Annotated in this window: 20 protein-coding genes, 1 tRNA gene and 1 pseudogene; 12 read left to right on the forward strand and 10 right to left on the reverse strand. The window is 62.7% G+C overall.

Features of this window, described 5'->3' with window-relative positions; all coding sequences use genetic code 11:
• Nucleotides 1-82: 82 nt before the first annotated feature.
• Complete coding sequence (locus HX613_RS18645; RefSeq protein WP_235346710.1) at nt 83-409, forward strand: GNAT family N-acetyltransferase; 327 nt, start codon at nt 83-85, stop codon at nt 407-409.
• Here the strand turns inward: HX613_RS18645 and HX613_RS18650 are convergent.
• Nucleotides 355-861, reverse strand: a complete 507-nt coding sequence (locus tag HX613_RS18650; protein WP_235346711.1) for a DUF2306 domain-containing protein — start codon at nt 859-861, stop codon at nt 355-357. The two genes, HX613_RS18645 and HX613_RS18650, sit on opposite strands and share 55 nt — an antisense overlap.
• A 110-nt stretch (nt 862-971) precedes the next feature.
• Here HX613_RS18650 and HX613_RS18655 point away from each other — a divergent pair, with 110 nt between their 5' ends.
• Nucleotides 972-1,640: a MerR family transcriptional regulator gene (locus tag HX613_RS18655; protein WP_235346712.1), complete on the forward strand. Its 669-nt coding sequence runs from the start codon at nt 972-974 to the stop codon at nt 1,638-1,640.
• Between the two features lie 128 nt (nt 1,641-1,768).
• Nucleotides 1,769-3,226 (forward strand): NAD-dependent succinate-semialdehyde dehydrogenase, encoded by a 1,458-nt coding sequence (locus tag HX613_RS18660; protein WP_235346713.1) that lies wholly within the window; start codon nt 1,769-1,771, stop codon nt 3,224-3,226.
• A 40-nt stretch (nt 3,227-3,266) separates the two neighbouring features.
• Here the strand turns inward: HX613_RS18660 and HX613_RS18665 are convergent, their stop codons facing one another.
• Nucleotides 3,267-4,313 carry a zinc-dependent alcohol dehydrogenase gene (locus HX613_RS18665; RefSeq protein ID WP_235346715.1) on the reverse strand — a complete coding sequence of 349 codons (1,047 nt, stop codon included), beginning with the start codon at nt 4,311-4,313 and terminating at the stop codon, nt 3,267-3,269.
• Nucleotides 4,313-5,677, reverse strand: coding sequence for a shikimate transporter (gene shiA, locus HX613_RS18670; protein WP_235346716.1), 1,365 nt, complete (start codon nt 5,675-5,677; stop codon nt 4,313-4,315). The genes HX613_RS18665 and shiA overlap by 1 nt, the downstream gene beginning before the upstream one ends.
• A gap of 202 nt (nt 5,678-5,879) precedes the next feature.
• On the opposite strand from shiA, the gene HX613_RS18675 reads away from it, so the two are divergent.
• Together HX613_RS18675 and HX613_RS18680 are read left to right on the forward strand one after the other, a co-directional pair.
• Nucleotides 5,880-6,677 (forward strand): IclR family transcriptional regulator domain-containing protein, encoded by a 798-nt coding sequence (locus HX613_RS18675; protein ID WP_235346717.1) that lies wholly within the window; start codon nt 5,880-5,882, stop codon nt 6,675-6,677.
• A 60-nt stretch (nt 6,678-6,737) separates the two neighbouring features.
• On the forward strand, nt 6,738-7,250 hold the full coding sequence (locus tag HX613_RS18680; protein WP_235346718.1) for a putative immunity protein: 513 nt from the start codon (nt 6,738-6,740) through the stop codon (nt 7,248-7,250).
• Between the two features lie 67 nt (nt 7,251-7,317).
• Here the strand turns inward: HX613_RS18680 and HX613_RS18685 are convergent, their stop codons facing one another.
• The 3 genes from HX613_RS18685 to galU all read right to left on the reverse strand — a co-directional run bounded on the left by HX613_RS18685 (nt 7,318) and on the right by galU (nt 11,012).
• Nucleotides 7,318-9,318, reverse strand: coding sequence for a hypothetical protein (locus HX613_RS18685; protein WP_235346720.1), 2,001 nt, complete (start codon nt 9,316-9,318; stop codon nt 7,318-7,320).
• A gap of 73 nt (nt 9,319-9,391) precedes the next feature.
• Nucleotides 9,392-9,988, reverse strand: a complete 597-nt coding sequence (locus HX613_RS18690; RefSeq protein WP_235346721.1) for a GNAT family N-acetyltransferase — start codon at nt 9,986-9,988, stop codon at nt 9,392-9,394.
• 121 nt (nt 9,989-10,109) lie between these two features.
• The gene (gene galU / locus HX613_RS18695) at nt 10,110-11,012 is read right to left on the reverse strand and encodes a UTP--glucose-1-phosphate uridylyltransferase GalU (RefSeq protein WP_235346723.1); all 903 of its coding nucleotides are present in this window, start codon (nt 11,010-11,012) and stop codon (nt 10,110-10,112) included.
• A gap of 41 nt (nt 11,013-11,053) precedes the next feature.
• Between galU and HX613_RS18700 the strand changes: the two genes are divergently transcribed.
• Together HX613_RS18700 and HX613_RS22820 are read left to right on the forward strand one after the other, a co-directional pair.
• Nucleotides 11,054-11,734 (forward strand): 5-formyltetrahydrofolate cyclo-ligase, encoded by a 681-nt coding sequence (locus HX613_RS18700; protein WP_235346724.1) that lies wholly within the window; start codon nt 11,054-11,056, stop codon nt 11,732-11,734.
• Between the two features lie 241 nt (nt 11,735-11,975).
• A pseudogene (locus HX613_RS22820) lies at nt 11,976-12,116 on the forward strand (FmdB family zinc ribbon protein); the annotation flags it as partial.
• A gap of 14 nt (nt 12,117-12,130) precedes the next feature.
• Here HX613_RS22820 and HX613_RS22825 read toward each other — a convergent pair.
• On the reverse strand, nt 12,131-12,304 hold the full coding sequence (locus HX613_RS22825) for a hypothetical protein (RefSeq protein WP_328284997.1): 174 nt from the start codon (nt 12,302-12,304) through the stop codon (nt 12,131-12,133).
• 181 nt (nt 12,305-12,485) lie between these two features.
• Here HX613_RS22825 and HX613_RS18710 point away from each other — a divergent pair, with 181 nt between their 5' ends.
• The gene (locus tag HX613_RS18710; RefSeq protein WP_235346726.1) at nt 12,486-13,115 is read left to right on the forward strand and encodes an SAF domain-containing protein; all 630 of its coding nucleotides are present in this window, start codon (nt 12,486-12,488) and stop codon (nt 13,113-13,115) included.
• A gap of 291 nt (nt 13,116-13,406) precedes the next feature.
• A complete protein-coding gene (gene mscL / locus HX613_RS18715) occupies nt 13,407-13,883 on the forward strand; it encodes a large conductance mechanosensitive channel protein MscL (RefSeq protein ID WP_235346727.1) in 477 nt (158 codons plus the stop codon).
• A 365-nt stretch (nt 13,884-14,248) separates the two neighbouring features.
• Here the strand turns inward: mscL and HX613_RS18720 are convergent, their stop codons facing one another.
• Nucleotides 14,249-19,003, reverse strand: coding sequence for a DUF4011 domain-containing protein (locus HX613_RS18720; protein ID WP_235346728.1), 4,755 nt, complete (start codon nt 19,001-19,003; stop codon nt 14,249-14,251).
• A 107-nt stretch (nt 19,004-19,110) separates the two neighbouring features.
• Between HX613_RS18720 and HX613_RS18725 the strand changes: the two genes are divergently transcribed.
• The 3 genes from HX613_RS18725 (at nt 19,111) to HX613_RS18735 (ending at nt 21,772) form a co-directional block, all read left to right on the forward strand.
• Nucleotides 19,111-19,186 (forward strand) — tRNA-Arg (locus HX613_RS18725).
• 456 nt (nt 19,187-19,642) lie between these two features.
• The gene (locus HX613_RS18730; RefSeq protein ID WP_235346730.1) at nt 19,643-21,085 is read left to right on the forward strand and encodes a hypothetical protein; all 1,443 of its coding nucleotides are present in this window, start codon (nt 19,643-19,645) and stop codon (nt 21,083-21,085) included.
• 66 nt (nt 21,086-21,151) lie between these two features.
• Nucleotides 21,152-21,772, forward strand: a complete 621-nt coding sequence (locus tag HX613_RS18735; RefSeq protein ID WP_235346731.1) for a class F sortase — start codon at nt 21,152-21,154, stop codon at nt 21,770-21,772.
• 45 nt (nt 21,773-21,817) lie between these two features.
• Here the strand turns inward: HX613_RS18735 and HX613_RS18740 are convergent, their stop codons facing one another.
• Nucleotides 21,818-22,882 (reverse strand): universal stress protein, encoded by a 1,065-nt coding sequence (locus HX613_RS18740; RefSeq protein WP_235346732.1) that lies wholly within the window; start codon nt 22,880-22,882, stop codon nt 21,818-21,820.
• Nucleotides 22,883-23,022: 140 nt separating this feature from the next.
• Nucleotides 23,023-23,523: an HNH endonuclease gene (locus tag HX613_RS18745; protein ID WP_143920546.1), complete on the reverse strand. Its 501-nt coding sequence runs from the start codon at nt 23,521-23,523 to the stop codon at nt 23,023-23,025.
• Nucleotides 23,524-23,867: the final 344 nt, after the last annotated feature.

Here is a 23,867-nt window from a genome sequence, read left to right on the forward strand (position 1 = left end):
CAACTATGGTTTCATGTATCAGGACTGACTCATCCACGTGCTGGCATGGGGATGACCGACACCTTCACCTTAAGGAGCGTTCATGGACCTCGAGATCTCGGACGAGACGTACACCTTTGCCCAGGACATCGCGGCGTCTCGCTTCACGGTGAGCCACGACGGCAAGGTCATCGGACACGTCGACTACATCGACCGCGCGGCCAGCCCTGATGACACGTCCGAATCCGCAGTGCGCACGTTCACCCACACCGAGGTGTCCCCCGCTTATGGTGGCCGCGGCATCGCCGCACACCTGGTGCGCTTCGCCCTTGAGACCAGCGCCGAGGCGGACCTGAAATTCCGTACGACCTGTTCCTATGTCATGGAGTTCTTCCGCAAGAATCCCGAATTCGACGAGCTGCGTGCCTGAGTCGGCACGAATCTGAGGACGTAGACGACCCAGACCGTGGCGGCGATGACGATTGCTGCGACGGCACCCCACAGCAGACCTGGATCGACCACCGCCAGCTGAGGTATCTCCCTGCCCGGAATGATCGCGGCGAAGGTGCCCGCCGTCAGCGCGCCGAGCCATGATCCGATCATCATCCCGATGTGCCTGCGGATGTTTCCTCTCCGGATCGCAATGACTCCGACGGTTGTGGTGCCGAAGGTGAAGATCGCGAGTGCGTGGAAGATCGTGAAGCTTCCGCTGAGGGTGTAGATGAACATTCCGCTCACGCACACGAGGTACATGAGGATGACCCATGATCGCCCGATCCATCTGTGCCGACGGTCCTTGGTCCGCCGGATGATCTGGACCGGGGCCAAGAGCACAACGCCAGAGGCGGCAAGAGCGTGGATTGCTATGAACATCGTTGTCATAGACCTAAGATAGTTTCACTAACCAAGGCCGGCAACGTAGATAGCAGAACCCGAATTGCTATCCAAGCCAGGTGCCGCCACGCTGCTATCTCAGCTGATTGGGGACCCGCATGAAGCTCAGCGCCTTGGCTCGAGAATCCGGAGTCTCGACCGCCAGCATCAAGTACTACATCCACGTCGGCATCCTTCGTCCCGGCCTCAAGCGCAACGCGACCACGTCCGACTACTCCCAGGCCCACGTCGACCGTCTCGGGCTCATCACCTGCCTGCGCCGGGAGCTCAGCTCCCCCATCGAGTCCATCGCCGCACTGACTCGGGCCATCGATGACGAGTCACTGGAGAACATCGAACTGATGGGCATCTGCCAAAGACTTGCGCTGGAGGCGAGCAACGTCCTGAAGTCCGCAGCCGGCTCATCCTCACCTTCCGAGCCTGAACCTGAACCGGCACCGAAAACTATCGAGAACGATATCCGTGACATTCTGCAAGAACTGGGTTGGCCGGACATCTCACCAACCGCCGTGGCATCGATGGCAGGCGTGCTCGAGGAATTGAGCGACTCAGGTTATCCCGTCGGGCGCGACACGATCCTCCGCCACATTCAGGCATTGGCCGAGATCGCGGCCAGGAACACCACACCGATCACCGACAGTCTGAGCAGAGATCGGATCTGCGTCGAGGTGGTTCGCGGGATCACGATGCACAACAGACTCTTGGTGGCGACCAGTGCTCTCGTCCATGCTTCGCTGTCGGCCATGCCTCGAAGCCCGCAGTCCTGAGAGTCCCTGACAACGAATTCCGTATAGCCCACATCGAATATCACCACTACACTGATCACGACTGCTCCCTACTGTGGCTTCCGGCGAGCGGCGGCCATGCCTCATCGACAACCAAAGGAGGATCTGTCGTGGACATCACGCCGATCATCGACAAGCTCAACACCGGACTGTTCATCAATGGCCAGTGGCGCGATGCCGAGGGCGGAAAGACCATCGACGTTGCGAACCCCGCGACCGGTGACTTCATCACCACGGTCGCAGACGGCTCGGCAGCCGATGCCGAAGAGGCCATCAAGGTCGCCGGTGACACCCAGGAATCATGGGCCGCCACCCCGCCGCGCGAACGCGCCGAGATCCTACGCCGTGCCTTCGAACTCCTCATCGAACGTGCCGACGACATCGCGGCAGTCATGACCGCCGAGATGGGCAAGCCCTTCGCCGAGTCCAAGGGGGAGGTCACCTATGGAGCAGAATTCTTCCGCTGGTTCTCTGAGGAAGCCGTGCGTGTCGGCGGCCAATACACCCAGTCCACCGATGGCAAGACCCGCGTCATGGTCTCCCGCGAGCCCGTCGGGCCCTGCATCCTCATCACGCCGTGGAACTTCCCGCTGGCCATGGGCACCCGCAAGATCGGCCCAGCCATCGCCGCCGGCTGCACCATGGTGTTCAAGCCTGCGAAGCTGACCCCGCTGACCTCCCTCATGCTCGTCGACGTGCTCATCGAGGCCGGCCTGCCCGCCGGTGTCCTCAACGTCGTCACCTCCGAATCCGCTCGTCGCGTGGTCACCCCGTGGATGGAATCCGGAATCGCCCGCAAGGTAACCTTCACCGGCTCCACCGAGGTGGGCGTGGGCCTGCTCAAGCAGGCCGCCGACAATGTCATGAAGACTTCGATGGAGCTCGGCGGCAACGCTCCGTTCGTCGTCTGCGAGGACGCCGACATCGACAAGGCCGTCACCGGTGCGGTCCAGGCGAAGATGCGCAACGGCGGCGAGGCCTGCACCTCGGCGAACCGTCTGTTCGTCCACTCCTCCGTCGCTGAGGAGTTCTCGACGAAGCTGACCGAGCGCATCGGCTCGATGAAGGTCGGCAACGGCCTCGACGAAGGCACCGAGGTGGGCCCGCTGGTCGATCAGGATTCCCTGGACAAGGTCGCCGGCCTCGTCGATGATGCTGTGTCCAAGGGCGCGAAGGTCCTCACCGGCGGGTCGAAGATCGAAGGCAAGGGCTTCTTCTACAGCCCGACCGTCATGACCGATGTGCCGCTGGACTCCGAGATCCGCACCACCGAGATCTTCGGACCCGTCGCACCCATCGTCACCTTCGACACCGATGAGGAGGGCATCGCTCTGGCCAACGAGACCGAGTTCGGTCTGGCCGGCTACCTGTTCAGTGAGAACGTCGAGCGTGCGCTGAACCTGGCCGACAAGATGCAGGTCGGCATGGTCGGTCTCAACACCGGCTTGGTCTCCAACCCTGCAGCGCCCTTCGGCGGGGTGAAGAAGTCCGGGCTCGGCCGCGAGGGCGGAAACGTAGGCATCGAAGAGTTCCTCGAGGTCAAGTACGTGGCTCTGCCCCGGGCCTGAGCGCGCATCATTCGCGTACTTCCAATGCGCATGTCAGGCATCAGTGCATGGCATGCGCATTGTCTGTGCGCAGACGCATGTCCACCCACTGCTTGACCTCGGGCCTCGGGGTGACACCCGGCTGGGGGTTCTCACCCTCCTGCGGCATCTTCCCGGCGAACACCGCAGGCACATCGTCGAGTGCCAGCGCCGGACCCATGATCTTCTCTGTGGGCATCTCGACGAGCAGGTCCACGGCCTCTGCCATGTCCCGAGGATGTTCGTAGATGAATGAGCCTTTGATGCGCAGCTGCTTCTGCGCGATATTGAAGCTGGAGGCGCCGAGGTGGTGGTGGTCTTCCCCGACCAGTGTGATCGCCGCGAACGGCGCCAGGTGGTCTACGACTGCACCGAGGGCCTCAGGCACTCCGGCGGCATCGATGACGACGTCCGGTGCTGGGCACTGTCCCGGCGTGAAGACCCGGGCTCCGAGTTCGACTGCCAGCGCGCGACGTTTGTCGTTGGGCTCACTGACCCATGGGCGATACCCCTGCGCGACGAGGGTGAAGATCGAGAGCAGCCCCTGGGCACCGGCACCGAGCACGAGTACGGTCTCCGTCCCGTCAAGTCCCGTTCGCCGGATCGCCGAGGCAGCAACGGCGAGCGGCTCGGCGCACACCGCTCGTTCGAGCGCCATCTCCGGGGGCAGTCGATGACAGAAATCGATGGGATGGTCGATCACCTCGGCGAGGAAGCCCGGCTGGGTGAGGACTCCTGCGCTCAGCCGCGAGGTGCAGGCGGAGGTCATACCGAGTCTACAGTATTCGCACCGGCCGCAGGTGATGTTCGGCTCGAGGGCAACCCGATCCCCGACGGCGAATCCGTGGGTACCGGAACCCACCTCGGCGACTTCACCGATGCCTTCGTGGCCCAGCCGCCACGGAAGCTCGGGCGGTGTGCGCAGGCCGGTGGCCAGTCTCTGGTCGGTTCCGCAGATTCCGACGGCGAGCATCCGGACTCGGAGATCACTGCCGCCCAACGGCCCCTGCGGCAGTGGGCCGTCGAGGATCTCGACGCGGCCAGGTGCTGTGATCTCCGCTGTGCGCATCAGAGCTGGAGCGCCTTCGCATCAGTCTTCGAGGCGCGCTCGACGTTGCGTTCGACGCGCCACTGGTGGACGAGGTACATCGCGATGGCGATCGAGATGAGGCATCCGCCTGCCAGGTACGCGGCGACGAGATACCACGAGCCGTTCCCGACGCCGATGAGGAAGGTCGCGATGAACGGGGTGAAGCCACCGGCGATGGCGCTGGCCAGTTGGTAGCCGACGCCGGCTCCGCTGTAGCGGAATTCCGGACTGAACATTTCGGCGAACAGGGGCTGCTGGACGCTGACGACGGCGTCGTGGGCAACGTTGATCAGCAGCACGGCGAAGATGACGATCGCGACGATGTTGCCGCTCTCGAGGGCGAAGAAGAACGGGATCGCGCAGACGAGGCCGACGAAGCCGCCGGTGAGGTAGACACGCAGTCGGCCGTACTTGTCGGAGAGGTAGGCGAATGCGGGGATCGTGATGATGCCGAGTCCGCCGACCAGCAGGGTGATGTTGAGCATCACGGACCTGTCGAGTCCGAGCTCATCCGTCGAGTACGACAGGGCGAATGTGGTCACGATGTACATGGTCAGCAGCTCGATGAAACGCAGGCCGACGATCTGGAAGATCTGGGCCGGGTAGCGTTTGAAGGCCTCGAAGATCGGCAGCTTCGCGACCTTGTCCTCCTTGGCGTTCTTCACTCGCTCGAGGTATTCCTCGGACTCCTGGACGCCGGAGCGGATCCAGAGGCCGATGAGGACGAGGGCGGCACTGAAGAAGAAGGGAATGCGCCAGCCCCAGGCGAGGAAGGCTTCCTGAGAGAAGTTGGCACTCAGGAGTGCGACAAGGCCGGTGGCCATCAGGAGCCCGAAGGAGTATCCGATCTGGACGCCGCTGGAGAAGAAGGCACGCAGCTTCGAGGGAGCGCTTTCGACGGCCATGAGTGCCGCGCCGCCCCACTCTCCGCCGACCGCGACACCCTGGACGCAGCGCAGCAGAACGAGCAGTGCCGGTGCCAACCAGCCGACGGAGTCGTAGGTGGGGAGGAATCCGATGAGGGCCGTGGCGATGCCCATGATCGTCATCGTCCAGATGAGCATGGATTTGCGGCCGAGCTTGTCACCGAAGTGGCCGAAGATGATGCCGCCGAGAGGACGGAAGATGAAGCCGACGCCGAAGGTCGCGAATGCTGCCAAGGTTCCCGCATGGGCACTGTAGCCGGGGAAGAAGAGTTCGCCGAAGACCAGTGCTGCAACGATGCCGTAGAGGAGGAAGTCGTACCACTCGACCACTGCGCCGATGAAGGAGCCGGCGGCTGCGCGTCTGGCGCGCTTGAGTTCCTCGGTGTTCGCAGCAGTCTGATTCTGTGCTGTGGACATGGCATTCTCCTTCGAATGGTGGAGCCGTAGGTCGATGGCAGTGCTGTCGGTTCGGGTTGACGCAAATCACATTATCACGATGTACGCTGTACGTACATATGTGCACTTTGCGCACACTAATGAGATCGTGTGCCCGTGATCTGAGTCGTTGCTTCCGTCATCCGCGGAGGATGTACGTCGCTGCGACCGATACCCTGGAGAGGTGAAGTCAGAGTTGAGTCCCACCGAAGAGCCGTCGCAGCGCCCCCACTACGTCAAGTCCGCCGAGAAGACCTTGGCCGTACTCCTTGCCTTCAACTCCGATACCCCCTATCGCACCGTCACCGAGGTGGCCGCCGCCACCAATCTGACGCGGGCCGCAGCCCGGCGCTTCCTCCTCACGCTCGTCGACCTCGGCTATCTGTCGACGGAGGGCTCGCACTTCGCGCTCACCCCTCGAGTCCTCGACATCGGAGCCGGCTTCCTCGCCGGCTTGGATCTGCCGAAGATCGCTCAACCGCATCTCAATGAGCTGGCCCTCGACCTCGACGAGTCCGCGACATTGAGCATCCTCGATGCCGATGACATCGTCTACATCGCTCGGGCTGCGGCCCCGCGACTCCATGCAGTCACCGTCAATTTGGGGAACAGGCTTCCCGCCTGGGCCACATCCATGGGCCGGATGCTCATCGCCGAACTGCCCGAGTCGTTCCAGGAGCAGTTCCTCGAACGCGTTGAGATCTCACCGTTCACCGACCACACCGTGTCATCGGCCGCCGAGCTCGGTGACGAACTCAGCCGGATCCGGAGACAGGGCTGGTGCCTGGTGTCCCAGGAGCTCGATGACGGTCTCCGCGGGCTGGCCGTTCCGATTCGCCGAGGTGACAACACTCTCGCCGCGCTCAACGTCTCCCTGCATACGTCTCATCTGCGCGGGCTCTCCGTCGAAGACGACCTCGTACCCCGCCTGCAGCAGGTGGCGGCATCGATAGCGACGGACTTCGGTGGACGCTCAGCTTGAGGCGGCCCCGGTGACGGGGACCGGCTCGGCCAGGGCAGACTCCTGGATGACGGAGCAGCCATGATTCTGCCCGAGGTCCGCGACCCGACGATGGTGACGATTCGACGCGGCGGCACAATGACCGATGCTGATCATCGACTTCTGGCGCTGTGGGCAGCCGACTGCGCCGAGCATGTCCTGCACCTCTTCGAGCGCGAAGCTCCGGAGGACACACGAGTCCGTGATGCTGTGACTGCGGCCCGCGCTTGGGCTGACGGCACCGTGAAGATGATGCGGGCGCGCGCCTCAGGAGGACACGCCATGGGAGCTGCTCGTCCCTTGCGCAGCGCAGCTCGGTTCGCAGCCTATTCGGCAGGGCAGGCCGCCTGCGTCGGGCACGTCGCTGAACACGATCTTGGTGCTGCCGCCTATGCCATCAAAGCCGTACGCAGTGCGAATCCCGAGGACCCAGGCGCGGGACAGGCTGAACGCGACTGGCAGAGGGACCAACTGCCCAGGCAGATCCGTCAACTCGTCCTTGCGGATCAGAAGCGACGCAACTCCATCTGCTGGTTCCTCTTCGACACCGACTGAACCTGCGAAGTACGGTGATCTGCGCAGCACAGTTACCTGCGAAGCGCAGGCACAGTTGCCTGCGAGGTCAGGCGCGGCGTCGGGCGAGCACGTCGTCGACGGCGCCCATCTCGGGAGCCTTGTTCGTCCTGATCGCCTTGCGACCGTGCTCCAGCGGACCGTCGTCACGAGCCGAGTCGCTGAGCTCGGGACGGTAGCCGAGTTCGGCGGCGAACTGAGCCGCGATGTCCTCACGGCTGCGGGCCTTGGTCTCATACGAGGAGTAGGACGACGCATCCGCTGCCTTCGCCTCGGGGACCGGGTGCTCAACCTGTGGGGCATCGACGTAGCTGGGGACCGGCAGCGGCGTCGGTGACCAGGCAGCACGTGCCTGCAGTCGCTGCATGAACGGATCGCTGACCTCGACGGTGTCGACACTCGACGCGGTCGCGACGACCTCGGATTCCTTAGCGGAGTCGCTCTCGGCAACAGACTCGTTGCGCGGCGCGGACTCAGCTTCTGCAGCCGATTCCGCTTCGCGGGTCGAAGCCGCGGCCGGTGCGGAGTCGGCTGCCTTGATCACGGATGCCGACTCGGATGCCGTCGGCTTCGACAAGGAGTCGGAACCGGCGGAAGCTGGCTCTTCACCCTGCGCTTCTGCGGCCTCGGGCGCTGCTTCTTCGACGATAGGGATCGGTCCGGTGAGCAGCACCTGACGGGTGGTGTGGCCTTCTGCGGCTTCGTTGCGAATGCGCACGAGCGGAATCTCGCCGGTGTCGGCCTCTTCTTTGCTCTGCTTTGCGCTCACGTTGCGCTGCATGACGGCACGCGCCTGAGCAGCCTTCGTCGATCCTGCCGACCGGGCCTCACTTGGCTTGGTGACCGGGGCCTTCGATGCGGCTGAGTTCGGGGCCTTCGATGCGGTCGAGTTCGGGGCCTTCGATGCGGCTGAGTTCGGGGCAGCAGGTGCCGAGGTGGCAGCTGGTTTCGCAGCCGCGCTCGTCGACTGCGTGGTGCTCTTCTTCGGCGCGGTGCGCTTGGCCTTCGGGTTCCGGCTTTCGAGTTCCCGGAGACGAGCCTTGATCTCCCGTTTGCGCAGGTTGAGTGTGCGCACGATGGCCAGGGAGACGATCGCGAGTCCGAGGAACACTCCGGTGAGTGCGACATGGACGACCGAGAACATCGCAAGCACGCCCGTCACCAGAATTCCCAGGGTGGAGGCGAGGAAGAGCAGTGCGAATCCCCGCGTCATGGTGCCCAGCGATTTCATCGACTCGCGCAGTGTCGTTGCTTTCTCAGTCATCGAATGGTCCTCATCGGCTCCGAAAGTCGGATTGGGAATCTGTGTACCTCGTCTGCTTGTCTCTGTTGTGTCTGTGGTGACAGCTTCATCTGTGTCTATGGTGACAGCTTCATCGGATCGGCTCTGCGGCGATCGCGGCTGGGTCCGTCCCGGCCGGATCGGAACCGTCCCGGAACGCTCGCCGAGGTGGCTGGCGCTTCCGGAGCCATCGCTCGCCGACGAAGCCTGGCCGTTCGCTCTGTGTGCGTTCGCACTGTGGCCGTTCGATCCCTGCTGCGACTGATTGAACACGGCGTGCACTGCCGGGTGCAGCATCCGAACGTTGTCGGTCGTCGCCGAGGCGGATGCCTCGTGGCCGCGGTGGCTGTCGAGGTAGGTGGAGCGGGTTTCGCCGACGGCCACAGGAAGGAAGCTTCGCTGATGCTGCTCGTCTGCCTCGGCGGTGGTGGATTCTGTGTCTGTGGTCGAACTCGAGTCTGCGTGTCCGTCGACGACGGCGAACTCCGGTGCCTGTGCGGAGAGGCTGAGCTTCGGTGTGCCAGCCATCGCGGCGACGTCGGGTCGCGGGACGGTTGGTTCGATGGTGGCCGAGGATTGGAAGACTCTTGCGCGTTCGGTGTGGTCGTGGCCAGGGATCTGGAGATCGGCGTCGATGACCTGTGCCTGATCCGGGACGGTGTCGATCTCGACGCGGGAGAGCTCCGTCGCTGATTTGCGGATCATTGTGGGCACGACAACGACGAATACCACGATGATGGCGATAACGACGATGATGCTGGTGTCCACACTGCAACCCTAGAGTGCCCGGTTCGGCAACGACGTGAAGGGATGTGGTGTGTCGGTCAAACAGGTGTCAAGTTCACAGCTTTCTCAGGCTGTGACGGTAGGCGGCGAGAATTCCCTGCGGAACCTCCTCGGCGACCAGGGCGAATGTCCGGTGGTCACACCATCGGCCGTCGATGTGCATGTACTTCTCGCGCAGCCCCTCATCCCGGAAGCCGAGCTTCTCGACCACGCGCAGGCTGGCCGTATTCTCGGGTCGGATGTTGATCTCAATCCTGTGCAGCCCCAGCGCGAAGAGGCAGTGGTCGGCAGCCATGGCAACGGCGATGGGAGTGATGCCGCGGCCAGCGACTCTCGAATCGATCCAGTAGCCGATCTGGCTACTGAGGATGGATCCCCAACTGATGCTCGACACGGTGAGCTGGCCGCGGAATTCACCGCCGACCTCGATCGCCAGCGGCACCGACTGTCCCCGTTTGGCCTGCTTGTCGTACATGCGGACCATGCTTCGAAACCCCGGAAGCTGCTGGCCGGGAATCGGCAGCGTCGCATCCCAGGGGCGCAGCCAATTCCGATTATGCCGACGGACCTCTCGCCACTGACTTTCGTCGCGCCGATTCAACGGGCGCAGCACGATGTCGGACTGCTGATCAGTCAGGATGACTGGCCACAAACGGTTGCCTCCGCTCTCGGGTGCTCAATCAGTGATGTCCGCTGGTACATCGGTGCGGTGATGCTTGGGTGCGGTGATATCAGGGTGCGGTGATGCTGGGGTGCATTGACGTTGACGACGGTCAGGGAAGCGTTGCCACGTATTCCTTGAGCCAGCTGTTGAGGTCAGCACCCAGGTCCTCGCGGGCGCTGGCGATCTGCACGACGGCCTTGAGGTAGTCGAGCTTGTCACCGGTGTCATAGCGAGCGCCCTTGAAGACGACTCCGTAGACCCCGTTGCCACCCTCCTGTCCAGCGAGGACTTGGAGAGCGTCGGTGAGCTGGATTTCGTTGCCGCGCCCCGGTTCAGTGGTTTCGAGGACGTCGAAGATCTCCGGTGCGAGGACGTAGCGGCCGATGATCGCAAGATTCGATGGGGCTTCACTCCGCTCTGGCTTCTCGACCAGGCCGGTGACCTTGACGACTTCGTCATCGGAGGTGGGTTCGACTGCGGCGCAGCCGTAGAGGTGTATCGCCTCAGGAGGAACCTCCATGAGCGCGACGACGCTGCCGCCGGTCTTCTCAGCAACATCGATCATCTTCGGCAGAATCGGGCTGCGTTCGTCGATGAGGTCGTCGCCGAGCAGAACCGCGAACGGTTCCTGGCCCACATGCTGGCGGCCCTTGAGCACGGCGTGGCCCAGGCCCTTCGGGTCACCCTGGCGGACGTAGTGGATGTCGGCGAGTTCGGACGCGTGACGAACAGCGGCGAGTTTCTTTGTGTCGCCCTTCTTCGCCAATGCGGCTTCGAGTCCGTCGACGCGGTCGAAGTGGTCCTCCAGAGGTCGCTTGTTGCGACCAGTGATCATGAGGAGGTCCTGCAGGCCGGCATCGGCTGCCTCTTCGACGACGTATTGGATGGCCGGCTTGTCGACGACGGGCAACATCTCCTTGGGAGTCGCCTTTGTGGCCGGGAGGAAGCGGGTACCCAGACCGGCCACAGGGATCACGGCCTTGCGCACTGTGCGCTGCGTTTCATCACTCATGTCGCTCATCTTAACCAAAGGATGTGGCTGCGATTAGGCTTATGAGCGTGGATGCAGAAACTTCAAAGGCGCAATTGCGTGCACACATACGTTCCGAACGCGCGGCTCAGGTTGCGGCGGGCGTTGAATCAACGATGACAGAGGCGAAATCGTCGATCGTTGAAGGCGAGTCGGCGGTCGCCGAGTCTACCTGGCAGATCATCGAGAGCCTGTGGCCGAACCTGGACCTGACAGGCCATTCGATGCTCGCCTATGCCGCCTTGACCGGCGAGCCCGACCTGGATCCGGTCATCGATCGGTTCCTCGCCCGCGGTGGAACCGTCTACCTTCCTGTCGTCACCGCCGTCGGTCATGCCCTCATGTTCGGTACCGTCACCGAGTCCATGGCCACGCTCCACGCTCGCGGAAGGTGGGGAATTCGTGAACCCTCACCTGTGTTGACCGCCGCAGATCTCATGTCCGCCGAGGTGGCCCCTGACCTTGTGTTCGTGCCTGCCCTCGGGTTCGGGCCCGGCGGCGCCCGCTTGGGCAACGGCGGCGGTTTCTATGACCGCACGTTCGGCCCGCGCGGCGAAGTGCCCCTGACAGGCAGGGAACACGCAAGCGTGGTCTACGGAGTCTGCTTCTCGACCGAACTCAGTCTCCCAGAGCTCACCGCGGAACCCTGGGACCTGCAGATCACTCGGGCCGTGACCGATCACGGTGTTCATTCCTTCGACTGATTCGCTCCTTCAACTGATTCGCTCCTTCGACGAAACCGAGACTCGGGCAGATGCGAGCACCGATTGCGATGCGACCACGCCCGCTCTCACGCTTCGTGCCGTTCTCAGATCGGGGCCACAGCAGCCGACTCGCGCGTGCGATCCTGTGGACGGGACGGCGCCGGCTCGAGCCTCTCACCCCATGCGTTACTCGCGGGCGAGTCCGGTGGACTATAATCTTCTCGTCGAAGAAAGGTCTCGAATGCCCGTTTACTCCTACGCCTGCAAGAGCTGTGGTCACGCTTTTGATATTCATCAAGATTTCAGCGATGACTCGCTCACAGTCTGCCCCGAGTGCCAGGGACGCCTGAAGAAGGTCTTCGGCACCGTGGGGATCAGCTTCAAGGGGTCGGGCTTCTACGCCACTGACTCCCGCGCGAGCAATTCGAGCACAGTCCCCTCTTCCTCGAACTCCGACTCTTCGAGTTCGTCCAACTCATCGGACTCGTCGAAGGAATCGCCGAGCTCCTCGGGCTCGTCTTCGTCGACATCCAGCTCACCGGCCAAGAGCGCTCCGGCGGCGAGCAGCACTTCCGCCAGCTGACTCCGTCGGCTTCCCTCTCACCGCAGCCGCGCTCTGTCGACTCGTGCGCGTGATCGCTGTGGATTGACCGAAGACTCATGTGCGATTCGCCTGTGGACACACAACCGCTGTCCACAGGCATTGTCTGCCTTCTTGATCTGAGCTTCTGCGCACAACCAGGCTCGAGGTATGGGAATCTTGCGGCGCCTCAGAGCCAGAGCATCGACCTGGTCGAAGTCCTCACGGATCAAACCACAGCGGATAGTCGCCGCTGTCTGCTTCGCCTGTGCGTGTGCTCTCGTGGTCTGGATCCTCACTCCGAATCAGGGCGGAACGTCCATCGTCGTTGCCACCAGAGATCTGCCGCCGGGATCTGAACTGCGATCTCAGGATCTGACAGTTGTCGAGTTTCCCTCGCAACTCGTCCCGGACAAGGCTTTCACCTCTGTCTCGGACGCCGATCACAAGCGCACCTCGGCTGGCTTGTCCAAGGGTTCGCCGTTGACGCAGTCGGTGGTCCTCGATCAGCAGGCACTGCCGGAGGGCAGCACTGACCTCCTCATGCCTGTGCGCTTGGCCGATGATTCTTCGGCAGCACTCCTACAGCCAGGACAGCGCATCCGCCTATTCAGCTCACTCCCCGACGGGGGCTCTGATGTCGTCGTGAAGGAAGTGACGATTGCCCGATTGGTCGACAAAGGCGACGGCATTTCCGCTGAATCAGGGCAGCTTGTCTCAGTCATACTGTCCTCGGATGATGCCGAACGCATCGCAGAATTTGCCGGGATGCCGATCAGCTTCGCGATCCTTCCGCGCTGACCCACCGCTGACGTCCCTATGACCCAGCGGCTGACTTCACCGGGTCGCTCCGGCACGGCTGACCGGGACATACCCAGCCGGGGCTGACTGGATTGTCCCCAACTGGGCTAATCGGATTGCCCCCATTCGGGCTAACTGGACTGTCTCGAGTCGGGCCAATTGGGATTTGTCGCGCCAGATGGCACGCATGTCCGCGAGGTGTAGTCGAGTTACCTGTGTGTATTATGTAATCGTAATAGAAGCATTTCACTCCCCATCATTGTTTACATATATGCCGAAAGGGTGCCTCTAATGCTTAAGGGCTTCAGAGACTTCATTCTCCAAGGGAATGTCGTCGAACTCGCAACCGCGGTGATCATCGGCGGCGCCTTCACTGGAATCGTGACGGCGTTCTCCGATAAGATCATCAACCCGCTGATCGCTGCCGTCGGTGGCGCGGAAGGTCCCGCGCTGTCCTTCCCCATCAAGGAAGGCGTTCGGGAGACGACCATTGACCTGGGCGCTGTGATCACTGCAGCGATCAACTTCCTGATCGTCGCCGCCGTCGTCTACTTCATCATCATCGTCCCGATGAACAAGCTCAACGAGCTGCGCAAGCGCGGAGCTCCTGAGGAAGAGGTTCCTCCGACCACCGAGGATCTGCTCGGCGACATTCGCGAAATCCTCCGGACCCAGGCGGCCACAACCGCCGGTGGTCCTGCCGAAGGTCCTGCCAGCACGGCCGGTCCGTTCGACGACACCGAATCGACAGAGCCCCCGCGCCACTGATTGACGCGAGCGCCACGAAGGCCCGTTTCCCCAATGGGGAAGCGGGCCTTCGTCTTGGTTGATCTCAGCTGTTCGCTGCTTCTCAGATTCCGCACCTCTCAAGGAGGCATATCACTGCCGCCCATCACCAGTGCGGGGGCTTCTGTGACCGGTAATAGTCGGCGCTTAAGCCTCCATTGCCAGTCTCTGCCTCATTGCGCAGCGTGGCACGATACTTCCGCACTGCTGCCTCGAGTCGCGCCGTCTTCTGATGCTCCGTTTCGTGCTCCTCATCGGGAGCACGTTCAGCGCAGAGATCAGCAGGTTCTGAGTCTTGTGCATGCTCACCCTCGGGAGATTGTGACCCGAGGCATTCGTCAGTCATCTCAGCGCAAGTCATCCGTGCGCGGCTCGATATCGGCTGCGCTCGGACGCTCCTTCTCAACACCCAACTCACTTGAAGCAGCCTCCTGCACACCACCGGTGGGCTCGGAGAACTCAGGCGGATTCCCCTGCGTGCCGTCCGGCGCACTCTGCCCGTCAGAGCTCGGTACTTGGTCAGAGCTCGGTACTTGGTCAGAGCTGGGCACCTGGTCATTGCTCGCGGTCTCGATCAGTCCCGCCTGACGCAGTTCATCGGCCCTGATCTTGCCCGTGTCGAAGGTGGGAACGACCTCGTCCTCCATCGGACTGTGCTGTGCTGATTCGGGAACCACCACCTCGGCGCCGGTGACTCGTTTGGCCTGTGCATGCCGTTGCCGGTAGCGGTCCACGGCCGCCTGCAGCTGGGAGTCTCCACGGCCGGAATTGCCCTTCTGTGCCAACGCCGTTCGGAGCAGATCCTTGATCTCACCGTCACCACGGACGACTGCATCGGACTGGACCCAGTCGATCATTGCATCGAGGCCCGAGCCCGAGTACTTGTGCATGGGCAGGCCCGGCACCAGTTTGGGCCGGCTGCCGGTGCGGCCCACGACGACCGAGGCCGCACGAGCCGCATTGAGGACAGCCTGCGGGCTCATCTTCTCGACCGTGGACTTCCAGGCTTCGAAGATCTTCTCGGTCTCGGACTGCGGATCGACGAACGCGTCGGTGGACCACATGCGCACGAACTTCCATCCGCGACGGGCCAGCTGCTCGGGCACGACGCGGTCACGCTGACGCAGACTGCGGACCGATGCGTATTCGGGTCCGTCTCCGGCGACGGCGATGATCATTCCATGCTCGTCCTCAGTCGAGTTCGCCACGGCCAGATCGATGCCGTTGTAATGTTCGTGAGCGACCACGCCAAGCTGCAGCAGACGATCGGCGATGTCGTTGAAGAGCGGGTCGTAGATCTCGCCGTGTGGGCCCGGCTGCTTGATGCCGCCGCCTGCCAGTTCGTCGAGCAGTCGTGGCAGCAGCGCCGCTCCCCCGCTGAGCCTGTTCGTATCGAAGTCATCGGATTCGATGCTGGAGACCACGGTGAGACGTTTGCGCGCCCGGGTCATCGTAGCCGCGAGGATCCGCTCGCCGTCGGGACCTGACAGTGCACCGAAGTCGTGGATGACACGACCGTGAACTGTCCGACCGAAGCCGAGGGTGAAGATCACCGCATCGCGGGACATGCCCTGTACGCGTTCGGCATCGGTGACCACAAATGGTTCCTTGCTCGAATCGTTGAAGAACGCCGCAACATAGGGCAGGTCCTTCATGGCCCGAGAGATCGCGGTGGCAACGCGCTGAGCGTGATGAGCAGTGAGCGCGACGACGGCCAGGGATTCACGCGAACGGTTCCGAGCGTGCCTGAGCACGAGCTCGACGACCCGCTTGACCTCGGCGTCAGGGCTCTCGACACGACCGGTGCCGATGTCCGTCGGCCCCCTTCCGTCGGCGACGTAGGAGAACTCGAGCCCGGTGCCCTCGCCCGTGTGCGCGGTCGGCATCGTCGTGATCGTCGAATCGTAGAAGTGCCGGTTCGCCAGATCGATGAGTCCGACCGGTGACTGTCGGTAGGAATTCGACAGTTTCATTCGGGGCAGGAATTCGCCGAGGCGCTCCTGCACTGAGCTCGGATGGTTCCCATCGTCCATCCCCCAGCGATCGACCGCGATCGTGAAGGGACGGGGACCAAGCAGTCTGGAGTCGCCCAATGAGATGACCTGACGGGCCCGAGTGATGGCGGGGACCACGTCGGGGACCGAGAGACGTCCCGCATCGGCGATGACCACAGCGTCGAAGAGCGGCAGTGCTGAGAAGAGTTCGGGCACCGTGTACGGGCTAGCCATCCAGACCGGGGCAAGCGTCGTCAGGAGCTCGGGAGCCCTCGTCGACATGGTCTGCACGGAGGTGTGCGGGGAGAGCAGCTCCTGCTTGATGACTCCAGCGGAGATCGGGTCGTTGTCGATGCCCCGCTTCCACCCCTGAGCATGGTTGTACCGCAGTCGGCTCGCACCTGCTGCGACGAAGGCACGGTCATTTTCGCGGAAGCCTTCGGCCACCTGATGCAGCGCGGCACCGTCGTGACGACCCACCTGGGGATCTTCGCTGGCCATCCTCTGCAGAACCGACGCCCAGTAGGCCAGGTCGAACTCCGGCCCGACAAGCGTGGTGTCGACCTTGCGGCGACGCAGGTCAGTGAGCAGATCAGACAGGCCCTCGTCGGTCAGTTCGCGCTGGATGCGGGACCGTTCCGGAAGTTCACCGAGGTTCTCAGAATCACGGCCCATGGCTTCGGTCCGCGCCTGCAGCTCTTCGATGAGCATCGATCCCAGATCGCCGCCATCAGGAGTGGTCTCCAGAATAGGTGCGATCTTGGCAACGTCGGCCTCAACACCTTGAAGGATCTCATCAGCATCGAGGACGCCGCGAGGAATCTGTGGACGACCGTCATGCCCTGCGAGGTCCTGGAGCACGATGCGCTGGGACCGGACGTCGATCAGCGCCGAATGCAGGTCTGTCACCTCGGCGCCGGGACGGAGGAATTCGTTCGCGGACTTCTTTTGGCGCTTGCGCTGAAGCATGCCCATCTCTACCCCGACCTCGGAACGGTATTCTGCGGTTCCGGTCGCGGCGATGAGATCGTCGAGTCGATGATCGTAGATGTCAGGGGCGAAGCTGTCGAGGGTCGCGCGCACACGCAGCAGCACCTTGATCGCGCGTGACCAGTCATTGAGATTGCGGCGGGGATTCAGTTTGGCTTTGGACAGGACCGGCTCGACGGCCTTGACCAGATCAGGGATGGTCCGGCCCAGTCGCTCGGCGACGGTTCGTGCGGCTTCGGCTTCTTCGACCGATTTCAGGTCCGCGCCGAACCAGACCGTGTCCTCGACGTCGAGAGTGAAGGCACCCAACGATGCCAGCTCGCTGAGCTTTCCACGCAGGGCGTTGCGACGGTCATCGCTGGCCTCGAGGATATCTTCACCGAACCGGACTGGAGTCTGGGGAGAATCGTCGCCGGATGTCAGCTCCGCCAGGTGCTGCATGGTCTCGTAGACGGATACGTCCCAGGGCTCACGCCGACGATGCAGTGACGAGACATGTTCGTTCAGTGTCTCGCGCTGTTCGTTGAGTTCATTGAGCAGCCCGCTCAGATCGGGGCGCTCGGCCTTCTCAGCCGATCCGATGAGGCCGATGAGCTGATTTCTGATCTCGCCGGAGCCCTGGCGGGTGTCCACGGCGAATTCTGAGAGCCCGACTTCGCCGAGGCGGGAGGAGAAGTCGTCGAGTGCGTCGGCGGTCTGCGCCAGGAAAAGAACGCTCTTTCCTGTGTGGGCAAGTGTTGTGGCCACCGCGACTGCGACCTGGGTGGCCCCGGTCCCCGGTGGGGTGTCGACGACGACAGACTGCCCGGAGACTGCGGCGTCGACGACGGCCTGCTGGTCGCCATCGACATCGATGACGAGGAACTCTTCCTGTGGTTTGCGATCAGGGAGAGGGGTGACAGGTTCCTTGAGTGCGGCCGGAACGACATCATCATCGGATTCGACAGCGTCCGAGTCCGCGAAGCTGTCGACGTCCGTCTCAGATTCTGTGTTCTGGGGTTCGGCGGTAGCTGCCGCTGAATCATCTGCCTTCGAGCCCGCCGACGTTGAGTCTGTCGCAGCGGTCTCGCCGATGCCGTGGTCCGACTGCGCGCGCTCATCACGCTCAGTGCTACCTGCCTCGGTGTCCTTGGTTGAGGTGTCCTTGGCTGCCGTGGTCCCACTTGCGGTGCTGGCCGAAGTGGACTCCCGTGAGCCTTCGACTGGGGCCTTCGCACCCCCGGGCAGAGACCCGTCTGTGATCGGCACCGTCGGCTGAGAGAACTCATCCTCGTCGCCAGCGGCTTCGTCCGAGGCAGAGGTGTGCTGTTCGTCGGCGCTCGGTGAGGCTTCCTGACGCGGCTCCTGCTGCGCTTCCTGCCGAGGAGCCGGAACGTAGGACGGGCCGCCGAGCGCCCCTCGCACGTCCTCGTCGCCTGCGAGGGCGCGGAGGATCGGGTGCTGAGTGGGCAGGTAGTCCGTGGTGAACGGGCTCGCAATGTTCGCGAATGTCGACACCACGAAACGGTGGTTGATGCGCAGCCCGGGCACTGACTGCGCGAGGTCACGGAGGCGATCGAGGGCCGGCCCTGGGTCGAAGCCGTGCGGACCTCCGGTGGCGTCAACCCATTCGTCGACGGGAACGTCCAGGTCGTAGGTCTCGGCCAGGTGCTGAACCAAGGCAGGGTTGATCATGATTCCGTCGCCCAACACGATCTCGAAGTCCTCGACGCGGGAGCCGCGGGGAACGAGAGTGACATGGCGCATCACTACGGGGGCGTTGAACTTGTACTTGGAATCCTTTTCGGTCCACGAGGCAAAGCCGATCGCCAGGTGTGCCGTCTGAATTCCGCGTTCGTTGTCTAGCTGCTCGGCCTTCGACCGGATCGTCTTCGCTCGACGGCGTGCGTCAGCGAGGACCTCATGGTCGCGGACCAGGCTGGAGAGTCGGGTGGCCCGACCGGCCAGAAGCTGGGCTAGGCCAGACGGGTGCGCTCCGGAGAGATCGATGCTGCCATCACGCGAATCCCGGAAATGGAGCATGGTGTCGCGACCGCCCAGATGGGCAGCCTGCTGTTTCCACTCGGCGAAGACATCGTCGAGTTCCGGGAACTGATCGTCAACAACGGAATCTGGCACAATTCGACCCTAACGAGAAATTTCACATAATAGGTGCGGGCACACCGTGAAACATCCAGGTTTCTTCTACGCTACACTGGGTGGTCGTGGTCGAAGAAGGCCACATCGCCCCCGTAGCTCAGGGGATAGAGCACCGCTCTCCTAAAGCGGGTGCCGGCAGTTCGAATCTGCCCGGGGGCGCCATCACAACTGCGGATCAGATCCGTTCTCGGCTCCACATCTCCTTTCGACCGCTCCACATTGCGCACCCGCACTCAGCTCATCACCCAGCTTGCCTGGGCCCGCCGCAGCAGTCGCCCTGGCCTCATCGGCGCCTGGAATCCGACGATACAGCGATGCCCGCGTGCGCCGTCGTACCTCCGAGTACACCCCAGACCCTCGGCGACGATGGGCGCCAACACCCGAACGGCGAGATCAACAGCAACTCAACAAGACAATAATCCTTGCTGCCTCTAAACTATCCAGGTGGGAGCGAGCAACGGCAACCTGCCTTGCGACCAACCACGCGGAGTCGAAGGCCGACACCTCGTGGCGCACCCCAGGAAGGACCAGAATATGCGGCACCTCCGCAGACGACTCCCCGTAGTCGGCACAACGATTGCACTGATCGCCGGGAGCACCCTCCTATCGTCTCCGGCAATGGCCGCGCCCGAACTCGGCCCCCAGCTCAGCGCATACGAGGGCGAACCTGATTTCACCGGTGTCACCACAAACCCAGAGACTGACAACCAGGGCGGCGTCGACAACGCCACCATGTACGGCGCCTACATTCCCTCGTCAGGTGTCCTCTCCGGCAGTCGTGTCTGGTGCATCGACCGGGGCCTGACCCAGCCTATGGGCAATGGCTACGACGAAGGCGGCAGATCATCTGTCGAAGCCCCCGAGCTGGCCTACATCCTCGCGAAATGGGACGAACCCCGCGACGATCAAGCCGATCAGATGGCTCATGACATGGCCATCGGCGAGCACGTGCACAGCTCTGATGAAATCGACCACCGCGACATTCTCGATGACCGCAGCCTGCAAGAGGTCACCGATGGAATCGGGTGGAACGAGGACTCTCAGAACCTCAAGGACATCGGTGCAGACGCGTTCTACGATGACGTACTTCCCAAGGCCTACGACCTCTCGGCAGTCATGGGCGACGAAGCCGCGAAGTATGCCGGAGACGGCACCTATAAGGCCGAGGTCGCCATTGACGAGGACTCATCGGCTGCGGTTGTCTCGCTGGTCAACTCCGAGGGCGTCAGCGTTCCCGGATTCGACGGTGAGCTCACTGTCGACGGCGCCAAGCCTGAGACGACGGAGATCACGTCCGGCGAATCATCAGTCGAGGTGCCCCTCGAGTTCGCCGACGAAGTTCCCGATATCTCTGTATCAGTGACCTTCTCGGGTTTGCCGACCGGTTCGGTGACCCAGTGGAATCCCAAGGACTTCGACGCCGATGATTATGATCGCGCGAGCCTGCAAGCTGTCGTTGAGGGGCAGGAGACAACGGCTCAGGCATCGGATTCCTACCAGGGCCTCTACACCCCGAAGGTGTCTTCCCAGGTCTCGGTCACCGAGATCACTGAGCTCCCGGCCAAGGTCACCGACAAGGTTCGCCTGGACCACTGCGCACCGGGTGAAGACATCGAAGATGCCAAGGTCGAGGTGTATGCCGAAGAGGGAACCATCACTCAGTCCGAGACCGTCCCCGAGGACGCGGAGCTGCTGGAAACCTTCACTCCCGATGTCACCTGCGATGAAGACGGTACCGTCGACTTCGAGACGGACGAGCTCGCACTCGATGCCGACTTCGTCAAGCCCGGCGAGGAGAAGTCGGTGACATTCGTGGCCTCGGCTCCTGCCTCCGAATCAAACGAAGCCTTCTCGCATGAATACGGTGTGCCCTCGGAGACCGTGGAAATCGCCGTTCCCGAGGCTGATAAGCCAGACGACAACCCGGTCGTGAAGACCGGTGCGTACGTTGACTCGGCCGACGGTGGACCAAACTGGAACCTCGTCGGCGGCATCGGATTGCTGACCGTGGCCGGAGGGCTCATCTTCGGAGCACTTCGCCGTCACAAGACGGGCAGCTGACGCTTCAGTCATGACTCGGTGGCGGCCACTGCTCCGGTGGCCGCCGCCGACATATGAAAGGAAACCATGTCGGCACGAATTTTTCGTGACTGGTGGTCCGTCCCCGTCGCAGTTGTCATCATTGCGCTCATCTGCGCAGGTGCATGGATGCTCACTCAGGGCCTCACCGATGAACAGAACACCGCCGAAAGCAACGCCAACGTACGGCTGGAGGAGCCCCCAAGCAAGTCCGAGGTCCAGGACATGCAGATCGAAGCCCTCGACGGGGATTTCCAAGTCCCCTCTGTAGGACTTGATACCGGGCTGGAAACCATGTCCGAGGTCAACGGCACAATCAATCCCCCAGGGCTGCGCAACGGCTATGTAGTGCGCAACCACGGCACCCCCGACCATCCCGAACGCGGCACGACCTTTGTCGCCATTCACTCGGTGCAAGGCAGCAATGCTCCGGGAAACAAACTCATCGATGTCGATGCGGGAGAGCCGACTGTTGAAAAGGGTGAGTCGATCACTCTCCAAGACCATAGTTACACGGTGACCGACTCCTACACTGTGTCCAAGAACGACATCTCCGGTGATGATCGTGTGTGGGCCGATGAACCCGGCCGACTCGTCATCCTCACGTGCCTGCAGCGCAGCTCCGGTCGGTCAGCCGACAACGTCGTCATCGAGGCTATCGCCGACTGACCATGACCAGCAGGGTTCCAGAGCCAGGTGCGGTGGGGCCAAGCATCACAGCCCCGGCTCAGGGACCTCTCCATCGTGGCGACGTTTGTTGAGGTCGCGGGTGACGCGCACGACCATGGTCGGGCACTGCGAGTACGGCAGCACTGACTGTGAGGTCGAGCCAAGGAGCAGTCCGGCGAAGCCTCCACGACCGCGAGAACCGATGACAAGCACCTCGGCGGTATCAGAAGCTCGAACGAGCACCTCGGCGGGCTGACCGTCGAACAGGGTCCAGGTGACGTCGAGGTTCGGAAACTCGGCCTGCAGGCGCTGCTTGGCCACAACGAGCTTGTCAGCGCCCTCATTGACCAGTCGCTCGAGATCCGCGGTGCTCGGCAGCCATTCCGGGCCGATGACCGTCGTGGTGATGACGGCGACGATGTGCAGCGGCGATCCCCGGCGCACGGCCAGTCGAGCGGCCTTCCACAGCGCCGGAGACTCGGCGCCGAGGGAATCGACGCCGACGACGACCTTGCCGTCGAAACGCAGTCCCTCGATGGCTTCGACATTGGGGTCAGGCTCTTCGACGACGATGCCGTCCTGTCGGATGGGCCTTGAGGATGTGGGATGGGCGGTCTTCTCCGCATCGGACTGCCACGAGGTGGGAACGACGACGGTCGGGCAGGCGGAGTGGGCCGGCAGGGCGCTGGAGACGGTGCCGAGCAGTCGCCCGGCGAATCCGCCGCGACCGCGGGAACCGACGACGGCCAGGCTTCCCGACTTCGATTCGTCAATGAGGACACCGGCTGCGTCACCGATCTCAATGACTGCTTCGACTGGTACACCGGCGGACTTCACCTCGGCGGCGGCTTCCTTGAGTGTGTTCGTCACCGCCGCCCGGATCGAAGTGTCGTCGATCGGAACATAGGAGACATCGATCGCGGCCGCAGCTACGCTCGGGATCGTGTAGGCACCGACCAGGCGGATCGGCTTGTCCAGGGATTTCGCTTCCTGGATTGCCCACGCCAGAGCATTGCGGCTGGGCGGTGAACCGTCGATGCCGACGACAACGGCTTCGGGCTCCCCAGCGGGTGTTGCATCGTCGTTCTGGGGTCGGTCTTGCTCATTCATCGCAAGCTCCTCATCTTGAAGCGAACTTCTCTCGCTTCCACCCTAAATCAGAATCGATCGGACACCGGTGCCTATGTCACATCGTTATCCGAATTGAGCCACAGTTCGGACATTGCGGCGACGAGCAGGGACGATGTGTATCAGGCAGCTCTGGAAAGCTCCAGGAACGGACGCCACTGTTCGACCGGCTTGTCGATCCCGCGCATCCAGAATTGACCGGTTCGCGGCTCCTGAGGGTGGAAACTGAGCTTCCACCCGATCTCGGCCAACGATCTGTTGCCCTTGCGGTTGTTGCACTCACGGCAGCAGGCCACGAGGTTCTCCCAACTGTTGACCCCGCCACGCGAGCGTGGAACGACATGATCAACCGTCGTCGCAGGCTTTGCGCAGTAGGCACAGCGGTGATTGTCGCGGCGCAGCACACCCCGCCGGGAAAGGGAGACCCGGCGGTCATGAGGAGGCCTCACATAACGTGTCAGCAGAATGACTGATGGCTGGTCCAGATTCAGATGTTCGGATCTCACCGGAACGTCCTCGGCGGCCAGGACTGTCGCTTTGCCCGTGAGCACCAGGACCACTGCCCTGGTGAACGGAACGATCGACAGTGGTTCATATCCGGCATTTAGCACGAGAGTCTTCATATCCCGCCCCTCATCTTCGTGTGAGCGTGGACCCTGCCGATCGACACGGGCCCGGGAAACGCAAAAGGCGCCGTGCCGCAGCACAACGCCTCGAAAGAAGGGACAGACACAGATATGTACTCCGCGCCAGAAACTGGAGCGGCTATTCGCACTATCCGACTGTGGCCCATCTGATTTCCCATCACTTACGCCAACTCAATCGTATTAAGACTAACTCCGACCCTCTCCTGTGACCGAATTCATATCGCTCGCGTCACGGATTCTTTCATTCCCGTTCACCTTGTGGCGTCGCCGACAGCTCAACCACAGGCCTGGCATCGTGTGGATCTCTGACAATCAGGTAC

The sequence above is a fragment of the Brevibacterium sp. UCMA 11754 genome (assembly GCF_021532275.1).
Taxonomy (GTDB): Bacteria; Actinomycetota; Actinomycetes; order Actinomycetales; family Brevibacteriaceae; genus Brevibacterium.

What these genes read in the sequence shown, in the direction of transcription:
- HX613_RS18745 (WP_143920546.1), bottom strand. Translation starts at nt 23,523, where the DNA reads ATGAAGACTCTCGTGCTAAATGCCGGATATGAACCACTGTCGATCGTT.
- HX613_RS18700 (WP_235346724.1), top strand. Translation starts at nt 11,054, where the DNA reads ATGAGCGTGGATGCAGAAACTTCAAAGGCGCAATTGCGTGCACACATA.
- shiA (WP_235346716.1), bottom strand. Translation starts at nt 5,677, where the DNA reads ATGTCCACAGCACAGAATCAGACTGCTGCGAACACCGAGGAACTCAAG.
- HX613_RS18645 (WP_235346710.1), top strand. Translation starts at nt 83, where the DNA reads ATGGACCTCGAGATCTCGGACGAGACGTACACCTTTGCCCAGGACATC.
- HX613_RS18740 (WP_235346732.1), bottom strand. Translation starts at nt 22,882, where the DNA reads ATGAATGAGCAAGACCGACCCCAGAACGACGATGCAACACCCGCTGGG.
- galU (WP_235346723.1), bottom strand. Translation starts at nt 11,012, where the DNA reads ATGAGTGATGAAACGCAGCGCACAGTGCGCAAGGCCGTGATCCCTGTG.
- HX613_RS18650 (WP_235346711.1), bottom strand. Translation starts at nt 861, where the DNA reads ATGACAACGATGTTCATAGCAATCCACGCTCTTGCCGCCTCTGGCGTT.
- HX613_RS18735 (WP_235346731.1), top strand. Translation starts at nt 21,152, where the DNA reads ATGTCGGCACGAATTTTTCGTGACTGGTGGTCCGTCCCCGTCGCAGTT.
- HX613_RS18710 (WP_235346726.1), top strand. Translation starts at nt 12,486, where the DNA reads ATGGGAATCTTGCGGCGCCTCAGAGCCAGAGCATCGACCTGGTCGAAG.
- HX613_RS18655 (WP_235346712.1), top strand. Translation starts at nt 972, where the DNA reads ATGAAGCTCAGCGCCTTGGCTCGAGAATCCGGAGTCTCGACCGCCAGC.
- HX613_RS18730 (WP_235346730.1), top strand. Translation starts at nt 19,643, where the DNA reads ATGGCCGCGCCCGAACTCGGCCCCCAGCTCAGCGCATACGAGGGCGAA.
- HX613_RS18665 (WP_235346715.1), bottom strand. Translation starts at nt 4,313, where the DNA reads ATGCGCACAGCGGAGATCACAGCACCTGGCCGCGTCGAGATCCTCGAC.
- HX613_RS18680 (WP_235346718.1), top strand. Translation starts at nt 6,738, where the DNA reads ATGATTCTGCCCGAGGTCCGCGACCCGACGATGGTGACGATTCGACGC.
- mscL (WP_235346727.1), top strand. Translation starts at nt 13,407, where the DNA reads ATGCTTAAGGGCTTCAGAGACTTCATTCTCCAAGGGAATGTCGTCGAA.